The organism is Streptomyces sp. NPDC098781 (genome assembly GCF_044759995.1).
GTDB lineage: Bacteria > Actinomycetota > Actinomycetes > Streptomycetales > Streptomycetaceae > Streptomyces.
On sequence record NZ_JBIWAK010000004.1, the window covers coordinates 629,070 to 645,071 of the forward strand.

At 70.5% G+C, this 16,002-nt stretch carries 16 protein-coding genes; 7 read left to right on the plus strand and 9 right to left on the minus strand.

Translation table 11 applies throughout. The features are described from left to right. Nucleotides 1-127: 127 nt before the first annotated feature. Nucleotides 128-1,021, minus strand: coding sequence for an NYN domain-containing protein (locus ACIQWG_RS19730; RefSeq protein ID WP_404097186.1), 894 nt, complete (start codon nucleotides 1,019-1,021; stop codon nucleotides 128-130). Nucleotides 1,022-1,226: 205 nt separating this feature from the next. On the opposite strand from ACIQWG_RS19730, the gene ACIQWG_RS19735 reads away from it, so the two are divergent. Continuing rightward, nucleotides 1,227-1,379 (plus strand): hypothetical protein, encoded by a 153-nt coding sequence (locus tag ACIQWG_RS19735; protein WP_093747204.1) that lies wholly within the window; start codon nucleotides 1,227-1,229, stop codon nucleotides 1,377-1,379. A gap of 169 nt (nucleotides 1,380-1,548) precedes the next feature. Here the strand turns inward: ACIQWG_RS19735 and ACIQWG_RS19740 are convergent, their stop codons facing one another. The 3 genes from ACIQWG_RS19740 to ACIQWG_RS19750 all read right to left on the minus strand — a co-directional run bounded on the left by ACIQWG_RS19740 (nucleotide 1,549) and on the right by ACIQWG_RS19750 (nucleotide 3,937). Beyond that, complete coding sequence (locus ACIQWG_RS19740; protein ID WP_404097188.1) at nucleotides 1,549-2,154, minus strand: MarC family protein; 606 nt, start codon at nucleotides 2,152-2,154, stop codon at nucleotides 1,549-1,551. 96 nt (nucleotides 2,155-2,250) lie between these two features. Further along, a complete protein-coding gene (locus ACIQWG_RS19745; RefSeq protein WP_404097191.1) occupies nucleotides 2,251-3,108 on the minus strand; it encodes a PHP domain-containing protein in 858 nt (285 codons plus the stop codon). 187 nt (nucleotides 3,109-3,295) lie between these two features. Beyond that, nucleotides 3,296-3,937 carry a DUF6758 family protein gene (locus tag ACIQWG_RS19750; protein ID WP_404097193.1) on the minus strand — a complete coding sequence of 214 codons (642 nt, stop codon included), beginning with the start codon at nucleotides 3,935-3,937 and terminating at the stop codon, nucleotides 3,296-3,298. A gap of 182 nt (nucleotides 3,938-4,119) precedes the next feature. Here ACIQWG_RS19750 and ACIQWG_RS19755 point away from each other — a divergent pair, with 182 nt between their 5' ends. After that, the gene (locus ACIQWG_RS19755) at nucleotides 4,120-5,346 is read left to right on the plus strand and encodes an MFS transporter (protein ID WP_404097196.1); all 1,227 of its coding nucleotides are present in this window, start codon (nucleotides 4,120-4,122) and stop codon (nucleotides 5,344-5,346) included. A gap of 64 nt (nucleotides 5,347-5,410) precedes the next feature. Here the strand turns inward: ACIQWG_RS19755 and ACIQWG_RS19760 are convergent, their stop codons facing one another. Further along, on the minus strand, nucleotides 5,411-5,995 hold the full coding sequence (locus ACIQWG_RS19760) for a suppressor of fused domain protein (RefSeq protein WP_404097199.1): 585 nt from the start codon (nucleotides 5,993-5,995) through the stop codon (nucleotides 5,411-5,413). Nucleotides 5,996-6,505: 510 nt separating this feature from the next. On the opposite strand from ACIQWG_RS19760, the gene ACIQWG_RS19765 reads away from it, so the two are divergent. Continuing rightward, entirely contained in the window at nucleotides 6,506-7,621 is a 1,116-nt protein-coding gene (locus ACIQWG_RS19765) for a magnesium and cobalt transport protein CorA (RefSeq protein ID WP_404097202.1), read from the plus strand. 23 nt (nucleotides 7,622-7,644) lie between these two features. Continuing rightward, complete coding sequence (locus ACIQWG_RS19770) at nucleotides 7,645-8,157, plus strand: hypothetical protein (protein WP_404097205.1); 513 nt, start codon at nucleotides 7,645-7,647, stop codon at nucleotides 8,155-8,157. A 6-nt stretch (nucleotides 8,158-8,163) separates the two neighbouring features. Here ACIQWG_RS19770 and ACIQWG_RS19775 read toward each other — a convergent pair whose 3' ends face one another. Beyond that, complete coding sequence (locus ACIQWG_RS19775; RefSeq protein ID WP_404097207.1) at nucleotides 8,164-8,910, minus strand: hypothetical protein; 747 nt, start codon at nucleotides 8,908-8,910, stop codon at nucleotides 8,164-8,166. A gap of 232 nt (nucleotides 8,911-9,142) precedes the next feature. On the opposite strand from ACIQWG_RS19775, the gene ACIQWG_RS19780 reads away from it, so the two are divergent. The 3 genes from ACIQWG_RS19780 to ACIQWG_RS19790 are packed head-to-tail and all read left to right on the plus strand — an operon-like array spanning nucleotide 9,143 to nucleotide 12,200. Next, nucleotides 9,143-10,438 carry a magnesium transporter MgtE N-terminal domain-containing protein gene (locus ACIQWG_RS19780; RefSeq protein ID WP_404097210.1) on the plus strand — a complete coding sequence of 432 codons (1,296 nt, stop codon included), beginning with the start codon at nucleotides 9,143-9,145 and terminating at the stop codon, nucleotides 10,436-10,438. Continuing rightward, nucleotides 10,428-11,024, plus strand: coding sequence for a DUF1003 domain-containing protein (locus ACIQWG_RS19785; RefSeq protein WP_404097212.1), 597 nt, complete (start codon nucleotides 10,428-10,430; stop codon nucleotides 11,022-11,024). The genes ACIQWG_RS19780 and ACIQWG_RS19785 overlap by 11 nt, the downstream gene beginning before the upstream one ends. Nucleotides 11,025-11,066: 42 nt before the next feature. After that, nucleotides 11,067-12,200: an Mrp/NBP35 family ATP-binding protein gene (locus ACIQWG_RS19790; protein ID WP_404097215.1), complete on the plus strand. Its 1,134-nt coding sequence runs from the start codon at nucleotides 11,067-11,069 to the stop codon at nucleotides 12,198-12,200. Nucleotides 12,201-12,306: 106 nt separating this feature from the next. Here the strand turns inward: ACIQWG_RS19790 and ACIQWG_RS19795 are convergent, their stop codons facing one another. The 3 genes from ACIQWG_RS19795 to ACIQWG_RS19805 all read right to left on the minus strand — a co-directional run bounded on the left by ACIQWG_RS19795 (nucleotide 12,307) and on the right by ACIQWG_RS19805 (nucleotide 15,870). After that, nucleotides 12,307-12,975 carry a hypothetical protein gene (locus tag ACIQWG_RS19795; RefSeq protein ID WP_404097218.1) on the minus strand — a complete coding sequence of 223 codons (669 nt, stop codon included), beginning with the start codon at nucleotides 12,973-12,975 and terminating at the stop codon, nucleotides 12,307-12,309. A gap of 227 nt (nucleotides 12,976-13,202) precedes the next feature. After that, the gene (locus tag ACIQWG_RS19800; RefSeq protein WP_404097221.1) at nucleotides 13,203-13,643 is read right to left on the minus strand and encodes a sec-independent translocase; all 441 of its coding nucleotides are present in this window, start codon (nucleotides 13,641-13,643) and stop codon (nucleotides 13,203-13,205) included. A 247-nt stretch (nucleotides 13,644-13,890) separates the two neighbouring features. Beyond that, a complete protein-coding gene (locus tag ACIQWG_RS19805; protein ID WP_404097224.1) occupies nucleotides 13,891-15,870 on the minus strand; it encodes a trypsin-like peptidase domain-containing protein in 1,980 nt (659 codons plus the stop codon). Between the last annotated feature and the right edge of the window lie 132 nt (nucleotides 15,871-16,002).

Here is a 16,002-nt window from a genome sequence, read left to right on the forward strand (position 1 = left end):
GTTGTCGTCACTCGCCGACGCTCCGCGTCGACTCCCTCCTCCGCCTTGCAGCTGCACGCACCAGACCCCGCTCGGGCCGGCCGACAGGCGCAGTCCCTCTCAGCCGACCTGATCCAAACGACAGGCCCTAGTACTGCGTCTGGAGGTGCTCCCAGAACCCGTCCCGCAGCGCCCGCCGCAGATCGGCCTGGCCTCGCAGCGAGTACTGGAGCAGCCCCTCCGCCTCCACCAGCAGATCCTGGTCCACCGAGCCGGGAAGGTAGGGATGTCCGGGCAGCAGCTCGACCAGCGACTCCCGGCCCCGCGCGGCGAGCCACTTGGCCGCGATCTGGGCGCCGACGAACCGGACGTCCTCCCGTGTCGGCCGCGCCCCCGCCGCCTCGTACGCGGCGGCCGTGCGCCGGGAGACGTACGGCTTGAAGAAGTCGAGGTCGAGGGTGCGTTGGCTGTCGACCTCCCAGAGCAGCGGCTCGGCCTGGTTGCGGCCCTCCGGCGCCTCGATCCCCCACAGGTGCACCCGTGCCCCGTACCCCTGCGCGGCCTCCACGGCGGACACCAGGTCCTCGTCGCCGCCGAGCAGGGCCGCGTCACTGATGGCGCGATGCCGGGCGAGGGATTCCAGATCGGTCCGGATCAGTGAGTCGACGCCCTTCTGCTGGTTGTTGGCGTTGAGGTTCCCCAGCCGCACCTTGACGTCCGGGAGCTCGGCGATCGACTGCTGCTCCGCGGTGTGGATGCGGCGCCGCGCGCCGTCGTACCAGTAGACCCGCAGCAGCCTGCTGTCCGCGAAGATCGTGCGGGCCCGGTCGATGAGCGCCTCGATCAGGCCCTCGGCGTCCAGGTCGAAGGCACGGCGGTCCTCCGTGCCGGCGACCAGTCGCCCCGCGGCCGCGTACAGATACCCCGCGTCGACGAAGATCGCGTGGGTCGAGGGCGTCTTCGCCACCTCGGCGAGCATGCGTTGCAGCAGCTCGTTGGTGCGGTCGATGCGGGCGGCGAGTGCGCCGAGGTCGTCGTTCATTGCCTCCATTGTCCCGGCGGTCACGCTGCGAACACAACCGGTCCCGGTCAGTCCTCCCTTGATCACCGACCGGTCCTTTACCGGTCAGTATTTAGACACTGAAAAAATTTCCTTAGCGTAGGGAATGTTTGCGACCCGAAGCAGGTTGTTACCCGTGTGACCAAGTAGTTCTCCGCAGGAGGATGACCAGACGAAGGGAGAAGCCATGCGCTTCGAAATCATGCGACTCGACGAGTTCGACGGCACGCCCGTGGACAGCACCGTCGTGGACGCCGCCTCCGTCAACCGGATCGTTCAGCAGGCCGCGGCAACCGGCCAGCGGCTCTGGATCCGACCGGCCGAGACCACGGCCTCGTAACAGACGACAGACGCGACACACCGACAGACGCGACAGACGCACGACGACAGACGTACGACGACATACATCCGCCTCCCGACAGACGCGTACCACCCACAGAAGCTTCGAAGCCCCCGTACGGCAGCACGCCGTGCGGGGGCTTCGCGTTATCGGGGCGCCCACCTCGGGCTCAGGCGCCCTGGATCACCTGCGTGACGCCATTGATGATCTGCTGCACGGCGATCGCGGACAGCATCATGCCCGCGAGCCGGGTCACCAGCACCACGCCTCCGTCCTTGATGACCCGGATGATCAGCAGCGAGTACCGCATCACGAGCCACAGCACGACATGGATGGCGAGGATCGCCGACCACACCGACACCTGGGAGGCGACGCTGCCGGCCTTCTGCACGGCGAGGATGACGGACACGATCGCACCGGGTCCGGCCAGCAGGGGCATACCCAGCGGGACGAGGGCGACGTTGACGTCCTTGGTCTGCTTGGGCTCGTCCGTCTTGCCCGTGAGCAGGTCGAGCGCGATCAGCAGGAGCAGCAGCCCGCCCGCGATCATCAGCGCGGGGACGGAGACATGCAGGTAGTCGAGGATCTGGTGGCCGAGGAGCCCGAACACCGCGATCACCCCGCCCGCCACACAGACGGCCTGGAAGGCCATCCGCTTCTGCACCTTGGCCGGGCGGCCGGCGGTGAGGGCGAGGAAGATCGGGGTGATCCCGGGGGGATCCATGATGACGAACAGGGTCAGGAAGAGGGAGCCGAAGACGGCGACGTCGAACATGAGTGCCTTGCGGAGGAAACGAGCGAGCGGACACGGGCACGCGACAGCGAGGGGCGAGAAGCGAACCCGGGAAAAACGGACGTGGGAGTGCGGGCCTCAGACCCCGCCGGTCCCCGGCACCGGGAACGCCCCGGTGGCCCGCCGCGTGATCTCCCCGTAGACCTCGGGGTCGGTGGTGTACTCGCCGAGCACACACGTCTTGCGGCTGCCGTGGTAGTCACTGGACCCGGTGGCCAGCAGCCCGAGCTCCTTCGCGAGCCCGCGCAGCCGCGCACGGGTGTCGGGCTCGTGGTCCATGTGATCGACCTCGATGCCGTCGAGCCCGGCCGCGGCCAGCTCGGCGATGACGGTCTCCGGCACCGTACGGCCGCGTTTGCTCGCGGCGGGGTGCGCGAAGACGGCGACGCCGCCCGCGGCCTTGATCAGCCGGATCGCCTCGAAGGGGTCGGTCTCGTGCTTCTCCACATGGGCCTGCCCGCCGTCGGCCAGCCAGTCCTCGGTGAAGGCGTCGTCCACGGTCGGCACGACCCCGAGCTCGACCAGAGCGGTGGCGACATGCGGCCGGCCGACCGAACCGTCGCCGGCGATCCGCAGGACCTGTTCCCAGGTGACGGGCACGCCCAGCGCGTTGAGCTTGGCGACCATGCCCTGGGCCCGGGGCACCCGGTCGTCGCGCACCAGCTCCCGCTCGGCGAGCAACGCGGGCTCCTCGGGATCGAAGAGGTAGGCCAGCATGTGCATGCTGATGCCGTCGATACGACAAGACAGCTCGGCGCCGGTCACGAGGGTGAGCCCCGTCGGCAGCGCGGCGATGGCCTCGGCGTATCCACGGGTGCTGTCGTGATCGGTGAGCGCCACGACGTCCAGCCCGGCCGCGGCGGCGTTGCGCACCAGCTCGGCGGGCGTGTCCGTGCCGTCGGAAGCGGTGGAGTGGGTGTGCAGATCGATACGCACGACAGACTCCAGACGGGGACGATACGGAAGGGGCCGCTCAAGGATAACCAGTTTTTCAACCACCTCTGTCACCCCCGTACAGCCGAGCGCCCCTTACATCAGCCCACTCAGGGGCGCGGGGAACCGCGCGACCAGCCACACACAACCCGCAGCCGCCCACCAAGGGCACCCCACCCCCGTGGGGGCGCTACGGCTCGAGCAAGCGCGGCGACAACGCCCCACAGGGAACCAGTTCCACCTCGGCCCCGGCGTCCCGCAGATCCGTCAGCACCAGCTCGTCGTACATCAACAACCCCGACTGCTCGGGCCACATGACCGCCCACAACCACATCCCGAGCGCCTCCCCCGCGAACACGGCGCGGTCGTCGGGCGTCCCCGAGACATGCCACAGCGGCGTGGGCCGTCCGGCGGCGAGCACCTTGGCCTGGGGCGGCTTCTCGACGTTCATATAGGGGCCCGGGTCCGGGCCGTCGGTGCCGGCGTAGCGAGCTCCCAGCCCGACGCCGAGTTCCTCGGCGACCAGGATCATCTCGCCCATGCCTCCGAGCGGACCGGGTCCGGAGCAGGCGACGGCGGTCGCTCTGCCCCCGCTGCGGTCGTCCCCCGCGCTGGCCACCCCGGTGAACAGCCAGCCGATCGGCAGCGGCCACGGCATCCACACCGGCACCTGGGTGCGGTGCACGACCACACCGAGGGCCTCGACGCTGGGCGGGATCACGGGCTGCACCGGGTGCACGGTGCCGTGCACATCGCACTGCCAGGTGTCGGCGAAGAGTCCGGGAGCCCTGACCCGGCCACCACACTTCGGGCAACTGGGTTCGCCCCTCATAGGCCCCCACGGTCCTACCCGTTCTGCGCCACGTCAAGGACGATCACCCTTCCGGGCGGAACCGGTTCGCCGAACCCGGGGACGGCGGACCCGCGGGAATATAGATGTAGCTTGCATTAATTAGGCTAGCTAACATATTATGTGTAGCGACCAACCACCCCAGTCCGGATCGGAGAACGGAAATGGACCCCTTCGACGCGGGAGCGGGCAGCCTCCTGCGGCAGCCGCGAGCCGTATGGGCGACCGCCGGCGCGTCCGTCGTCGCCTTCATGGGCATCGGACTCGTCGACCCGATCCTGCCGTCCATCGCCGGCGGCCTGCACGCCACGACCGGCCAGGTCTCCCTGCTCTTCACCTCGTACTTCCTCATCACCGCCGTGGCGATGCTGGTCACCGGCTTCGTCTCCAGCCGGATCGGCGGTCGCAGGACCCTGCTGCTCGGCCTCGCGTTCGTGGTCGTCTTCGCCGGGCTCGCGGGCACGTCCGGATCGGTCGGCGAACTGGTCGGGTTCCGGGCGGGCTGGGGACTCGGCAACGCGCTCTTCGTCTCCACCGCCCTCGCCGTGATCGTCGGCGCGGCGGCCGGCGGCAGCGCGGCGGCGATCCTGCTGTACGAGTCCGCGCTCGGCCTCGGCATGGCGTGCGGCCCGCTGCTGGGCGCGCTGCTCGGCGACGCCAGCTGGCGCTATCCGTTCTTCGGTACGGCGTTCCTGATGGCCGTCGGCTTCCTGTGCATCGCGGTGTTCCTGAAGGAACAGCCCAAGCCGGCCCGCAAGACCTCCCTGCTGGACCCGATCAAGGCGCTCGGACACGGCGGCCTCGCCTCCGCGGCGATCTCGTCCTTCTTCTACAACTACACGTTCTTCACGGTGCTGGCCTTCACCCCGTTCGTACTGAACATGAGCCCGTACCGGTCGGGCGCGGTGTTCTTCGCCTGGGGTGTGCTGCTCGCGGTCTTCTCCGTGCTGGTGGCGCCGCGTCTACAGAAGCGCTTCGGTTCGCTGAAGGTGCTCGGCGGTTCGCTGGTGCTGCTCGCGGCGGACGTGCTGATCCTCGGCTACGGCGACCACACCACGGCCGTCGTCTGCACGATCCTGTCCGGCGCGTTCATCGGCGTGAACAACACCGTCTACACGGAACTGGCCCTCGGCGTCTCGGACGCGCCGCGCCCCGTGGCGAGCGCGGGCTACAACTTCGTGCGCTGGTTCGCGGCGGCGGCCGCGCCCTACTTCGCGCCGCGGATCGAGGAGTGGACCGGCAGCATCCGCGTCCCGTTCGTGGTGGCGGCGGTCACGGCGGTGGCGGGCGCGCTCGTGGTCGTCGTACGGCGCAGGGCGCTCACGCACGAGGCCGAGGAGCTGGAGACGAAGCACGCGGCCGAGGACAGCGTCGCCGTGTTCGCCAACTGACGGTGTTCGCCAAGTGACGGTGTTCGCCAAGTGACGGTTTTCGGCCACCGACTGGTGAGGTTCCTCACTCCAGCGGGACGGACCTGCGGGCGGGATCCCTCAGGTCCGTCCCGCTCGTGAGCCAGCGCTCCTGGAGGGCCTGGGCGCCGTGCACCCGCTTCCAGGCGGCCTCGTTCGCGGTCATCGGGAGCAGGGGCAGGAAGCGCACGGGGTCGAGGGGCTCGTCGAGTTCGAGGTCCTCGACCAGACCGCCCGGCTCGGCGACCAGGACGGAGGTGAACGGGGCGCCGGGCCAGAGCGTCTCGCCGACGTCCAGGGAAGCGCCGGGGGCCACGATCACACCCTCGACCTGCGGGGACGCGGCGAGCACGGCGAGCGGGCGGAGCACCTTGTCGGTGTCGGCGAGGCCGGCGCGGACAGAGAGGACCAGCTCGGCACGCGGACCCTTGACCGGGTCGGCGACCATCGCGTTGGGGTCGTTCATGGGCTGGGCGGACATGCCGAGCGTGGCGTAGCGGACGATGTCGCCCTGCTGGAAACGGAGCACCTCGATGCGGTCCGTACCCAGGAAGGTGACCGCCGCACGGGCGTCCGGTTCGCCGAGCGCGGTGCGCAACCGGGCCTCGACCAGAGGGAGAACATCAGCCATGTCGCGAGCATAGAACTCGTCAGTACCAGGCAAAGCAGCGCCTTGACACTTCAGTCGGCTGATACTCTTGCCCGGTGTTCGGGACGGCATGCGTGAGCATCGCGACCGTATCCCGCACCGAGATTGAGACTCCCCTACGGGGAACCCCGAAAGGGGTATGGAACGTCCCTCACGAGGGACCGGCCGGAGGAGGTGGGGCTGTCATGGATCGAAGTCGACCGTGCAGTACCACTCGCTCTTCCCGCCGTTGATGTAGCTGACTCGGCTGTTCCGCTCCGGCTGACCGCCGTCCTCTCACGCTTGCGTCCTCACCCGGAAGAGCACTTCGTTTCGCTTGGCCTGATCGGTCCGATCTGAATCAGCAACGAAGCCCACATCACCGCGACGGTGCGGTGCTCCCCGCTTTGTGGACGTGCCAAACATCCTGAGGTCAGGACGTCCCCATTCCGGGCAGTTCCAACCGGGCCGCGGTTCTCCACGCTTCGTTGCCCGTTGCGAAGGAGCCTGCTCATGTCGATGATCCGCGACCTGCGTGCCGTGGTCCGCCCGTCCCGCGTCTCGCTGCGCAAGGACAACGGCGCCTACGACACCACCCGCGACCCGGCGACGCCCTCGGCCGTCGTCGACTGCGCCGTCTACCGGCACGGCGCCCGGGTCGAGACCCCGAAGCCCCTGACCCCGCACGAGGCGATGCGCCAGGTGCGCCGGGACGGCGGCTTCGTCTGGATCGGCCTGCACGAACCGACCGAGGCCGAATTCTCCGGTATCGCAAGCGAGTTCGGGCTGCACCCGCTGGCCGTCGAGGACGCGGTGCAGGCGCACCAGCGCCCCAAGCTGGAGCGCTACGACGACTCCCTGTTCACCGTCTTCAAGACCATCCACTACGTCGAGCACGACGAACTCACGGCCAACAGCGAGATCGTCGAGACCGGCGAGGTCATGTGCTTCACCGGACGGGACTTCTTCATCACCGTCCGGCACGGCGGGCAGGGCTCGCTGCGCGCGCTGCGGCACCGCCTCCAGGACGACCCCGAGCTGCTCGCCAAGGGCCCGTCGGCCGTGCTGCACGCCATCGCCGACCATGTCGTCGACGGGTACGTCGCCGTCGCCGACGCGGTGCAGGACGACATCGACGAGGTGGAGACGGAGGTCTTCTCGCCGGGCCGCAAGGGCACGCCGCGCGGCACCGACGCGGGGCGGATCTACCAACTCAAGCGTGAGGTGCTGGAGTTCAAGCGCGCGGTGTCGCCGCTGCTGCGCCCCATGCAGCTGCTGAGCGAGCGTCCGATGCGGCTGATCGACCCGGACATCCAGAAGTACTTCCGGGACGTCGCCGACCACGTCGCGCGCGTGCACGAGCAGGTCATCGGCTTCGACGAGCTGCTCAACTCGATCCTCCAGGCCAACCTCGCGCAGGCGTCCGTCGCCCAGAACGAGGACATGCGGAAGATCACCTCGTGGGCCGCGATCATCGCCGTACCGACGATGGTGTGCGGTGTGTACGGCATGAACTTCGACTACATGCCCGAGACGCACTGGAAGTACGGCTACCCGGTGATCATGACCATCACGGTGACGATCTGTCTGGGCATCCACCGCACGCTGAAGCGCAACGGCTGGCTGTGAGCGCCGCTCGCTAGGGTGGGCCCATGACAAGCGAGCTGCTCGACCAGGCCCTCGTCGAGGAGGCCACGAAGAAGTCCGGCCTCATCTGGGTCAAGGGGCCCGGTCACCCGGCCCGGACGCTGTGGCACGTGTGGCACGAGGGTGCGGCCTGTGTCGTGGGCGACGGTCCGGGCGAGCAGCCGCTGCCGGGGCTCACGGACGGGGCCGAGGCCGAGGTGACGGTCCGTAGCAAGGACAAGGGCGGCCGGCTGGTCTCCTGGTCGGCGAAGGTCGTCGAACTCGCCCCGGGCTCCGAGCAGTGGGAGGCGACGGTCGCCGAGCTGAAGGGCAAGCGGCTCAACGCCCCCGACGGCGAGGCGATGCCGGCCCGCTGGGCGAGCGAGTGCCGGGTGGTGCGCCTGGAGCCGACGGGCACCACGGCCGCGCTGCCGGAGGGTTCCCTGGCCGAGGCGCCGCTGCCCTCACCGGCCACGACCCGCCGGCCGATCCCCGCGGGGCTGCCCCGGCTCCTGCTGAAGCGCAAGCGCCGCCCCTAGGAACGGTCAGGACGTCGGCAGCTGCTTGCCGTAGTCCACCGTGTCGGTCTTGCTCGGCTTCTCCAACGGGAAGTCGTCGCCCCAGGACGCGAAGGTCAGCGTGCCCGCGCCGCCCGCCCGGGTCAGGCGCACGGGGTACGGGCTGCCCTCCAGGGAGACGTCCAGGGTGCCGCCGGCGCCCTTGTCGCCGGTGATGCGGATGACGCGGGTGCCGTCCTGCTCATGGTGGCCTTCGGTGGCCAGCGCGCCGTGCAGGGTCAGCAGGCCGTCCAGGAGCAGGTCCTTGTCGGTGAAGCCGCTGAACTTCTTGTACGCCGGGTCGCCCTGCGGCACCTTCACGAACTTGCCGCTCAGCTTGTCCACGGCCGCGGCGTCCGCCTTGCCGTCGCCGCCCGCGTCGCTCCAGAACCCGGCGTCCGCCTTCAGATACAGCTGCTCGCCGATCCGCAGCAGCTGGAACTCCGACCCCTGCGCGGTGACCGACCCCGACGCGCCGCCGGGCTTCAGCCGCATGTCGAGCTTGTAGGTACGCCCGCTGGTCACCACGTTCCCGGACAGCCGCACCGCCTCGGCCGAGTCGGCCGCCGTGCGGGTCTTGCGCTGGATCTCGGCGGCCGGCAGCTTGCCGACCCCGTTGGTGCCCTCGTCCGGGTCCTCACTGCATCCCGTCAGTCCCGCTCCCGACACGACCAGGGCGCACATGGCGGTCACCAGCGCGGCCCGGCGCGTACGACCCTGGGAAATCGCAGTCACAGGTGGCGCTGCCTTTCTGTCGTGGAAGTCGTGGGACCTGAGCGGCGTACGCAGCGTACCGGCACGTCACCCCCCGGGCGGAGCCAGTCCGTCCGGACCTCTCACCAGGGCGTATCGGATCCGGACGGGCTAGCCTGAAGCCCACCCGAGCGGGCAATTCGGATATGCGGCACGGTCAGCGCGGCCGCGGCCCGCACCAGCGCACACCCCGGACGCAAAGGAGCCTGAAGCCATGGCAGCCGGCGCTCCCCGGATCTTCGTCTCGCACCTCGCCGGCATCGCCGTCTTCGACCCGAACGGCGACCAGGTCGGCCGCGTCCGTGATCTCGTCGTCATGCTCCGGGTCGGCCGGCGCCCCCCACGGGTGCTCGGCCTGGTCGTCGAACTCTCCACCCGGCGCCGCATCTTCCTGCCCATGACCCGCGTCACCAGCGTCGAGTCGGGCCAGGTCATCACCACCGGTGTGCTCAACGTCCGCCGCTTCGAACAGCGTCCCACCGAGCGCCTCGTCTTCGGCGAGCTGCTCGACCGGCGCGTCAGCCTCGTCGAGACCGGCGAGGAGGTCACCGTCCTCGATCTGTCGGTGCACCAGCGACCCGCCCGCCGGGACTGGGAGATCGACAAGGTGTTCGTCCGCAAGGGCGGCAGAAGCGGCGCCTTCCGGCGGGCCAAGGGCGAGTCGCTGACGGTCGAGTGGACCTCGGTCACCGGGTTCTCCCTGGAGGAGCAGGGACAGGGCGCGGAGAGCCTCCTCGCCACCTTCGAGCAGTTGCGCCCCGCCGACCTCGCCAACGTCCTGCACCACCTCTCCCCCAAGCGCCGCGCCGAGGTCGCCGCCGCCCTCGACGACGACCGCCTGGCCGACGTGCTCGAGGAGCTCCCCGAGGACGACCAGATCGAGATCCTCGGCAAGCTGAAGGAGGAGCGCGCCGCCGACGTCCTGGAGGCCATGGACCCGGACGACGCGGCCGACCTGCTCGGCGAGCTCCCGACGGACGAGCAGGAGCGGCTGCTCAGCCTGATGCAGCCCGCCGACGCGGCCGACATGCGCCGCCTGATGGCGTACGAGGAGCACACCGCCGGCGGTCTGATGACGACCGAGCCGATCATCCTGCGCCCGGACGCCACCGTCGCCGACGCCCTCGCCCGGGTCCGCAACCCCGACCTGACGCCGGCCCTCGCCGCCCAGGTCTATGTCTGCCGCCCGCCCGACGAGACACCCACCGGCAAGTACCTCGGCACGGTCCACTTCCAGCGGCTGCTGCGCGACCCGCCGTACACCCTGGTCAGCTCGCTGCTCGACGACGCCCTCGAAGCCCTGGAGCCGGACGCCGCGCTGCCGGTCGTCGCCGGGTTCTTCGCGACGTACGACATGGTCGCGGCGCCCGTGGTGGACGACTCCGGGTCGCTGCTGGGCGCGGTGACCGTGGACGACGTACTGGACCACATGCTGCCCGAAGACTGGCGGGAGACGGAGTTCCATCTGGACGAGGGCGCGCAGGAGGGGGTGTCGGGGCATGGCTCCTGAGCGTGAGAGCACGCGCGAGCGCACGGCGTCGGGCGCCACCGCGTCCTCCCGGGCGCCCCGCAATCGCCTCGACCAACCCCGCCCGCCGCGCCGCCGGATCCTGCCCGAGTGGGATCCGGAGGCCTTCGGACGGTTCTCGGAGCGCATCGCCCGCTTCATCGGCACCGGACGGTTCCTCGTCTGGATGACGGTCGTGATCATCGTGTGGGTGCTGTGGAACATCTTCGCGCCCGGCGACCTGAAGTTCGACGAGTACCCGTTCATCTTCCTGACCCTGATGCTCTCGCTCCAGGCCTCCTACGCCGCCCCGCTGATCCTCCTCGCGCAGAACCGGCAGGACGACCGCGACCGGGTCAACCTCGAACAGGACCGCAAGCAGAACGAACGGTCCATCGCCGACACCGAGTACCTGACCCGCGAGATCGCCGCCCTGCGCATCGGCCTGGGCGAGGTCGCCACCCGTGACTGGATGCGCTCGGAGCTGCACGACCTGACGAAGGAGCTGGACGAGCGGTACAACGGTCACCGCGAGCGCGGGGTATTCCCGGCAGATCGGTCGCGTGGACGTGACGTAGACGACCGCTGACGGCCTTTCCGGGGCATGGCTACCGGGCCGTACCATCGTCCTATGGCTACGGAAGACGCGGTGCGCGAGGCACTGTCGACGGTGAACGACCCCGAGATCAACCGTCCCATCACCGAGCTCGGGATGGTCAAGTCGGTCGAGATCGGTGCGGACGGTGCGGTCGCGGTCACCGTGTACCTGACGGTCTCCGGCTGCCCGATGCGCGAGACGATCACGCAGCGTGTGACGGACGCCGTCGCCGCGGTCGAGGGTGTCACCCGCGTCGACGTCACGCTCGACGTGATGAGCGACGAGCAGCGCAAGGAGCTGGCGAACGCCCTGCGCGGCGGCACCGCCGAGCGCGAGGTCCCCTTCGCCAAGCCCGGCTCGCTGACCCGCGTCTACGCGGTCGCCTCCGGCAAGGGCGGCGTCGGCAAGTCCTCCGTCACGGTCAACCTGGCCGCGGCGATGGCGGCCGACGGTCTGAAGGTGGGCGTCGTGGACGCCGACATCTACGGCCACAGCGTGCCGCGCATGCTGGGTGCCGACGGGCGCCCGACCCAGGTCGAGAACATGATCATGCCGCCCTCGGCGAACGGCGTGAAGGTCATCTCCATCGGCATGTTCACGCCGGGCAACGCGCCGGTCGTGTGGCGCGGCCCGATGCTCCACCGCGCGCTCCAGCAGTTCCTGGCGGACGTGTACTGGGGCGACCTGGACGTGCTCCTGCTGGACCTCCCGCCGGGCACCGGCGACATCGCGATCTCCGTCGCCCAGCTGGTCCCGAACGCCGAGATCCTGGTCGTGACGACCCCGCAGCAGGCCGCCGCGGAGGTCGCCGAGCGGGCCGGCTCCATCGCCGTGCAGACCCACCAGAAGATCGTCGGCGTGGTCGAGAACATGTCCGGCCTGCCCTGCCCGCACTGCGACGAGATGGTCGACGTCTTCGGCACCGGCGGCGGCCAGGTCGTCGCGGACGGCCTCACGCGCACGACGGGCACCAACGTGCCGGTGCTCGGCAGCATCCCGATCGACGTCCGCCTCCGCGAGGGCGGCGACGAGGGCAAGCCGGTGGTCCTGACCGACCCGGACTCCCCGGCGGGCTCGGCCCTGCGGGCGATCGCCGGGAAGCTCGGCGGGCGGCAGCGGGGCCTGTCGGGCATGTCCCTGGGAATCACCCCGCGCAACAAGTTCTGAGGCCTGTACGACGATGGGGGCGCCGTCCGGATAGACGGCGCCCCCATCGTCGTGAAGCCGCCCTGGTGCGGGGTCGTGGAGCTGCCCGGGCGACGCGGGTGAGGGGCTAGGCGTAGGCCGTGATGTCCTTGATCATCGCGAAGCCGAGACCGTACGCGCTCATCCCTCTGCCGTACGCCCCCAGATGCACTCCCGCCTGCGTCGAGCCGGCGAGCACCCAGCCGAACTCCGACTCCCGGTAGTGGAAGGGCGTCGGCACCCCGTCCACCGGGAGGGACAGCGTCGACCAGTCCGGACCGGCCAGGTCGTCCGCCAGGGCCCACGCCGTCTCGGTCTGCTGGTCCAGCCAGTCGTCGCGGAGCGAATGGTCCATCTGCCCCGGCCAGGTGAACGACAGCAGCCCGACGCCCGCGAGCCATGCCGCCGAGGACACCGAGGTGGCCTCCAGCAGCCCCGTACCGTCGGCGCTGCGCCGTGACGGGTTGGCCGCGACGGTCACCACCACCGCGAACTTCTCCCGGTCCTCCGTGCCCTCGTGCCGCACGGAGGGCTCGTCACCGTGCCCGATCGATCCGTGTTCCACAGCGCCGTCGGCCGCCGTACCGACCTGCATCAGCCAGCGCGGCCCCGTGAACGCCTCGTCGAGGCCGTACCACGGGAAGGGCGCCAGCAGATAGCCGTCGACCGTGCGCCGGGCAGAGGGGACCTGCTGTCCGCTCTCCGCGGCCGGTTCCTGCGCGACTGCGCGACTCGTCGTCTGACTCGTCGTCTCCATGTGCCCGGACGCCTCCTCGCTCTCGCCGGACCAGCCCGGCCCGCCCCCCTTCGGGCGTACTCGTCCGGTCCGCACAACAACTCGGCAGCATAGCCACACCGCTCCGAGCAGCAGGGAAACCGCCCGGCGCGTGGGGCGCGCAGACGGCGGGTTCAGGCCGTGCACGACCCGGGCGGAGTATGAGAAGCGTCACGTACGAGTGGTGACCGCTCCTGTGTTCGGACAGCTCAGGTGGCGTCCGCGTCGTACGGCGGACGCTCCTCGCGGGGGGCCTCGGGCTTCTTCGTCATGTCGATGCTCCCACCGGAGGACCCGGTGGAGCCGGAGGAGGACGAGGACTCCGGTTCCCGTGCGTGCACGGCGTCGCTGACCTCGGCCATCTCCTTCTTCAGGTCGAAGCCGTTGCGGATCTCCTTCAGCCCCAGGTCCTCGTTGTCCAGCTGCTTGCGGATGAACGTCTTGGGGTTGAGGTCGTCGAACTCGAAATCCTTGAACTCCGGGCCCAGTTCCTGCCGGATGTCCTGCTTGGCGCTCTCCGAGAACTCGCGGATCTTGCGGATCGTCCGCGTGACGTCCTGGATGAGCTTCGGGAGCTTGTCCGGACCGAAGACGAGCACGGCAAGGACGATGAGCGTCACCAGCTCGAGCGGTCCTATGTCATTGAACACCTGAAGCTCCTTGCGATGTCCTCGGTCCTCGGCCCTCGGCGGTCTGGGTGGTTCCGTGGTCCGGGCCGGATCCACGGTACCCGGCGATCCGCTACGACCGGTACTGTCCCGAGGCCTCCGAGTGCGGGTGGGCGTGCGGTTTTCCGGGTTGTTTGCCTTGTCACGGCCCGTGCGCGGCGATCACACGGGCCATGGTGAGAGGTTTCTGTGAGTCTCGGTCCGGCGCGGGCCCCCGGTCGGTCGCCGCTCAGCCTCCGCTCGACGAGCCCAGCGTCAGGGTGATCGTGACGTCTTTGCCGCCGCGCTCCAGGGTCAGTTCGAGGCGGTCGCCGGGGCGGTGGGCGCGGGTCTTGACGATCAGTTCCTCGCCGGAGTGGACGCGCTGGCCGTCGACCGCCGTGATGACGTCTCCCGGCTTGATCCCGGCCTTGTCGCCCGGGCCGCCCTCGCTGACCGCGGGGCCGCCGTCGCTGCCCTTGGTGCCGACGCGGGCGCCGTCGCCGGCGTAGTCCATGTCGAGCGTGACGCCGATGACCGGGTGGGTCGCCCTGCCGGTGTTGATCAGCTCCTCGGCGACCCGCCTGGCCTGGTTGACCGGGATGGCGAAGCCGAGGCCGATGGAGCCGGCCTGCCCGCCGTCGAGGTCGGAGCCGCTGTCGGCGGAACGGATCGCGGAGTTGATGCCCACGACCCGGCCCCGGGCGTCGAGGAGGGGGCCGCCGGAGTTGCCGGGGTTGATGGGGGCGTCGGTCTGCAACGCGTCCACGTACGACACATCGCTCCCGTCGCTCTCACCGCCGGCCGTGATGGGCCGCTCCTTGGCGCTGATGATGCCGGAGGTCACCGTGCCCTCCAGGTCGAACGGGGCGCCGATGGCGACGACCGGGTCGCCGACCTGGACGTTGTCGGAGTTGCCGAGCGGCAGCGGGGTGAGGCCGCTGACCCCGCTGACCTTCACCACGGCGAGGTCGTAGCCGGCGTCCCGTCCCACGACGGTGGCTTTGGCGGTGTCGCCGCTGTGGAAGGTCACGGATATCTCGCCGTCGTCCCCGGCGGGTTCGACGACGTGGTTGTTGGTGAGGATGTGTCCCCGGTCGTCGAGCACGAAGCCGGTGCCGGTGCCCTGCTCCTCGCTGCCGCTGACATGGAGCGTCACGACACTGGGCAGGGCCCGCGCCGCGATCCCGGCGACGCTGTCCGGCGCCCGCCCGGCGGCCTCGACCCCACTCTGCGGCAGCTCCACGTCCCCCACGCCGCCGTTGCGCTCCAGATACGCCCCCACGACACCGCCGACGCCCCCGGACACGAGCGCGAGCAGCAGGGCCCCGACGAGGAGCACCTTCTTGCCCCGCTGGCGCCGTTGCCGCGCGGAGGCGACGGCGGCGCCGGTCTGCTGGAGGGGTCCGCCGGGAAGCCCTGCCGGCCTGGCCCAAGGGTCGTAGTTCTGCCAGGGGTTGGTGGGGGGTGCGGCGTCGGCGGGGGTCGGGATGGGGGTGGGGGTGGGCTGGTCGAGGGGGGTGGGACCTGGAGGTGCCGGCTGGGCGGGGATGGCGGCGGTGGGGACGGCCTGGGGTGGGGCGGCCTGGGGTAGAGCGGATACGGCGGCGGGCGGGGCCGGGGTTGCCGGGGTCGGTACGGCTGTTCCGTGCGCGGGCGTCGTCGCCGGGTGCTGGACCGGCGGGGCTGGTGCCCAGGGGCCGGGCTCGCCGTAAGGCGGGGTGCTGTACGGGTCGGGGGCGTGCAGGGGCTTGGGGCGTTCGTTCGCGGGCTCCGCGGGAGCCTCGTCGGTGGGCTCCGCGACCACGGCGACGGCGTCCTCGACGGGCCGCTCCAGCTCGAAGTCGCCGTCCGTGGACACCGTCACCGCGTCGGCGCCGCCCGCTGCGGGCGACAGCTCGAAGTCACCGTCGGCCGAAGCCCTCTCGTCACCGGCACCGCTCGTGGCGGGCCGACGAAGCTCGTAGTCCCCCTCGGAAGCCGTCCGGCCACCGCCGCTCGTGGCGGGCCGAAGCTCGAAGTCACCGTCAGCCGTGGCCGCGGTGTCGGCCGGTGCGCTCGCCACCGGCCGTGCCAGCTCGAAGTCACCGCCCTCACCGGCGGGCTCCGACACCGGGGCCGGCCGCCCCGTGTCCGAAAGGCTCGGTGCCGTCTCGTCCGGCGTCGGAGATGCCCCCTGCGGCCGAGGTCGGCTCCACCACTTCGCCTTCGCGGGCTTCCCCTCGTTCATGTTCTGCTTCCTGCTCGCTGCTGACCGTGGCTCGAGTAGGACGCCTCGCCCAGGGACGTGTCCCCGTGGACGCGGCCCGGAGTCCGGCTGGGCAGCCCGCGTGGAGCGGCCGTCGCCCGGCCGTCGTGCCAC

Coding starts and splice junctions, on each gene's coding strand:
- ACIQWG_RS19770 (WP_404097205.1), top strand. CDS start 7,645: ATGACAAGCGAGCTGCTCGACCAGGCCCTCGTCGAGGAGGCCACGAAG.
- ACIQWG_RS19805 (WP_404097224.1), bottom strand. CDS start 15,870: ATGAACGAGGGGAAGCCCGCGAAGGCGAAGTGGTGGAGCCGACCTCGG.
- ACIQWG_RS19730 (WP_404097186.1), bottom strand. CDS start 1,021: ATGAACGACGACCTCGGCGCACTCGCCGCCCGCATCGACCGCACCAAC.
- ACIQWG_RS19735 (WP_093747204.1), top strand. CDS start 1,227: ATGCGCTTCGAAATCATGCGACTCGACGAGTTCGACGGCACGCCCGTG.
- ACIQWG_RS19755 (WP_404097196.1), top strand. CDS start 4,120: ATGGACCCCTTCGACGCGGGAGCGGGCAGCCTCCTGCGGCAGCCGCGA.
- ACIQWG_RS19750 (WP_404097193.1), bottom strand. CDS start 3,937: ATGAGGGGCGAACCCAGTTGCCCGAAGTGTGGTGGCCGGGTCAGGGCT.
- ACIQWG_RS19790 (WP_404097215.1), top strand. CDS start 11,067: ATGGCTACGGAAGACGCGGTGCGCGAGGCACTGTCGACGGTGAACGAC.
- ACIQWG_RS19740 (WP_404097188.1), bottom strand. CDS start 2,154: ATGTTCGACGTCGCCGTCTTCGGCTCCCTCTTCCTGACCCTGTTCGTC.
- ACIQWG_RS19795 (WP_404097218.1), bottom strand. CDS start 12,975: ATGGAGACGACGAGTCAGACGACGAGTCGCGCAGTCGCGCAGGAACCG.
- ACIQWG_RS19780 (WP_404097210.1), top strand. CDS start 9,143: ATGGCAGCCGGCGCTCCCCGGATCTTCGTCTCGCACCTCGCCGGCATC.
- ACIQWG_RS19785 (WP_404097212.1), top strand. CDS start 10,428: ATGGCTCCTGAGCGTGAGAGCACGCGCGAGCGCACGGCGTCGGGCGCC.
- ACIQWG_RS19765 (WP_404097202.1), top strand. CDS start 6,506: ATGTCGATGATCCGCGACCTGCGTGCCGTGGTCCGCCCGTCCCGCGTC.
- ACIQWG_RS19760 (WP_404097199.1), bottom strand. CDS start 5,995: ATGGCTGATGTTCTCCCTCTGGTCGAGGCCCGGTTGCGCACCGCGCTC.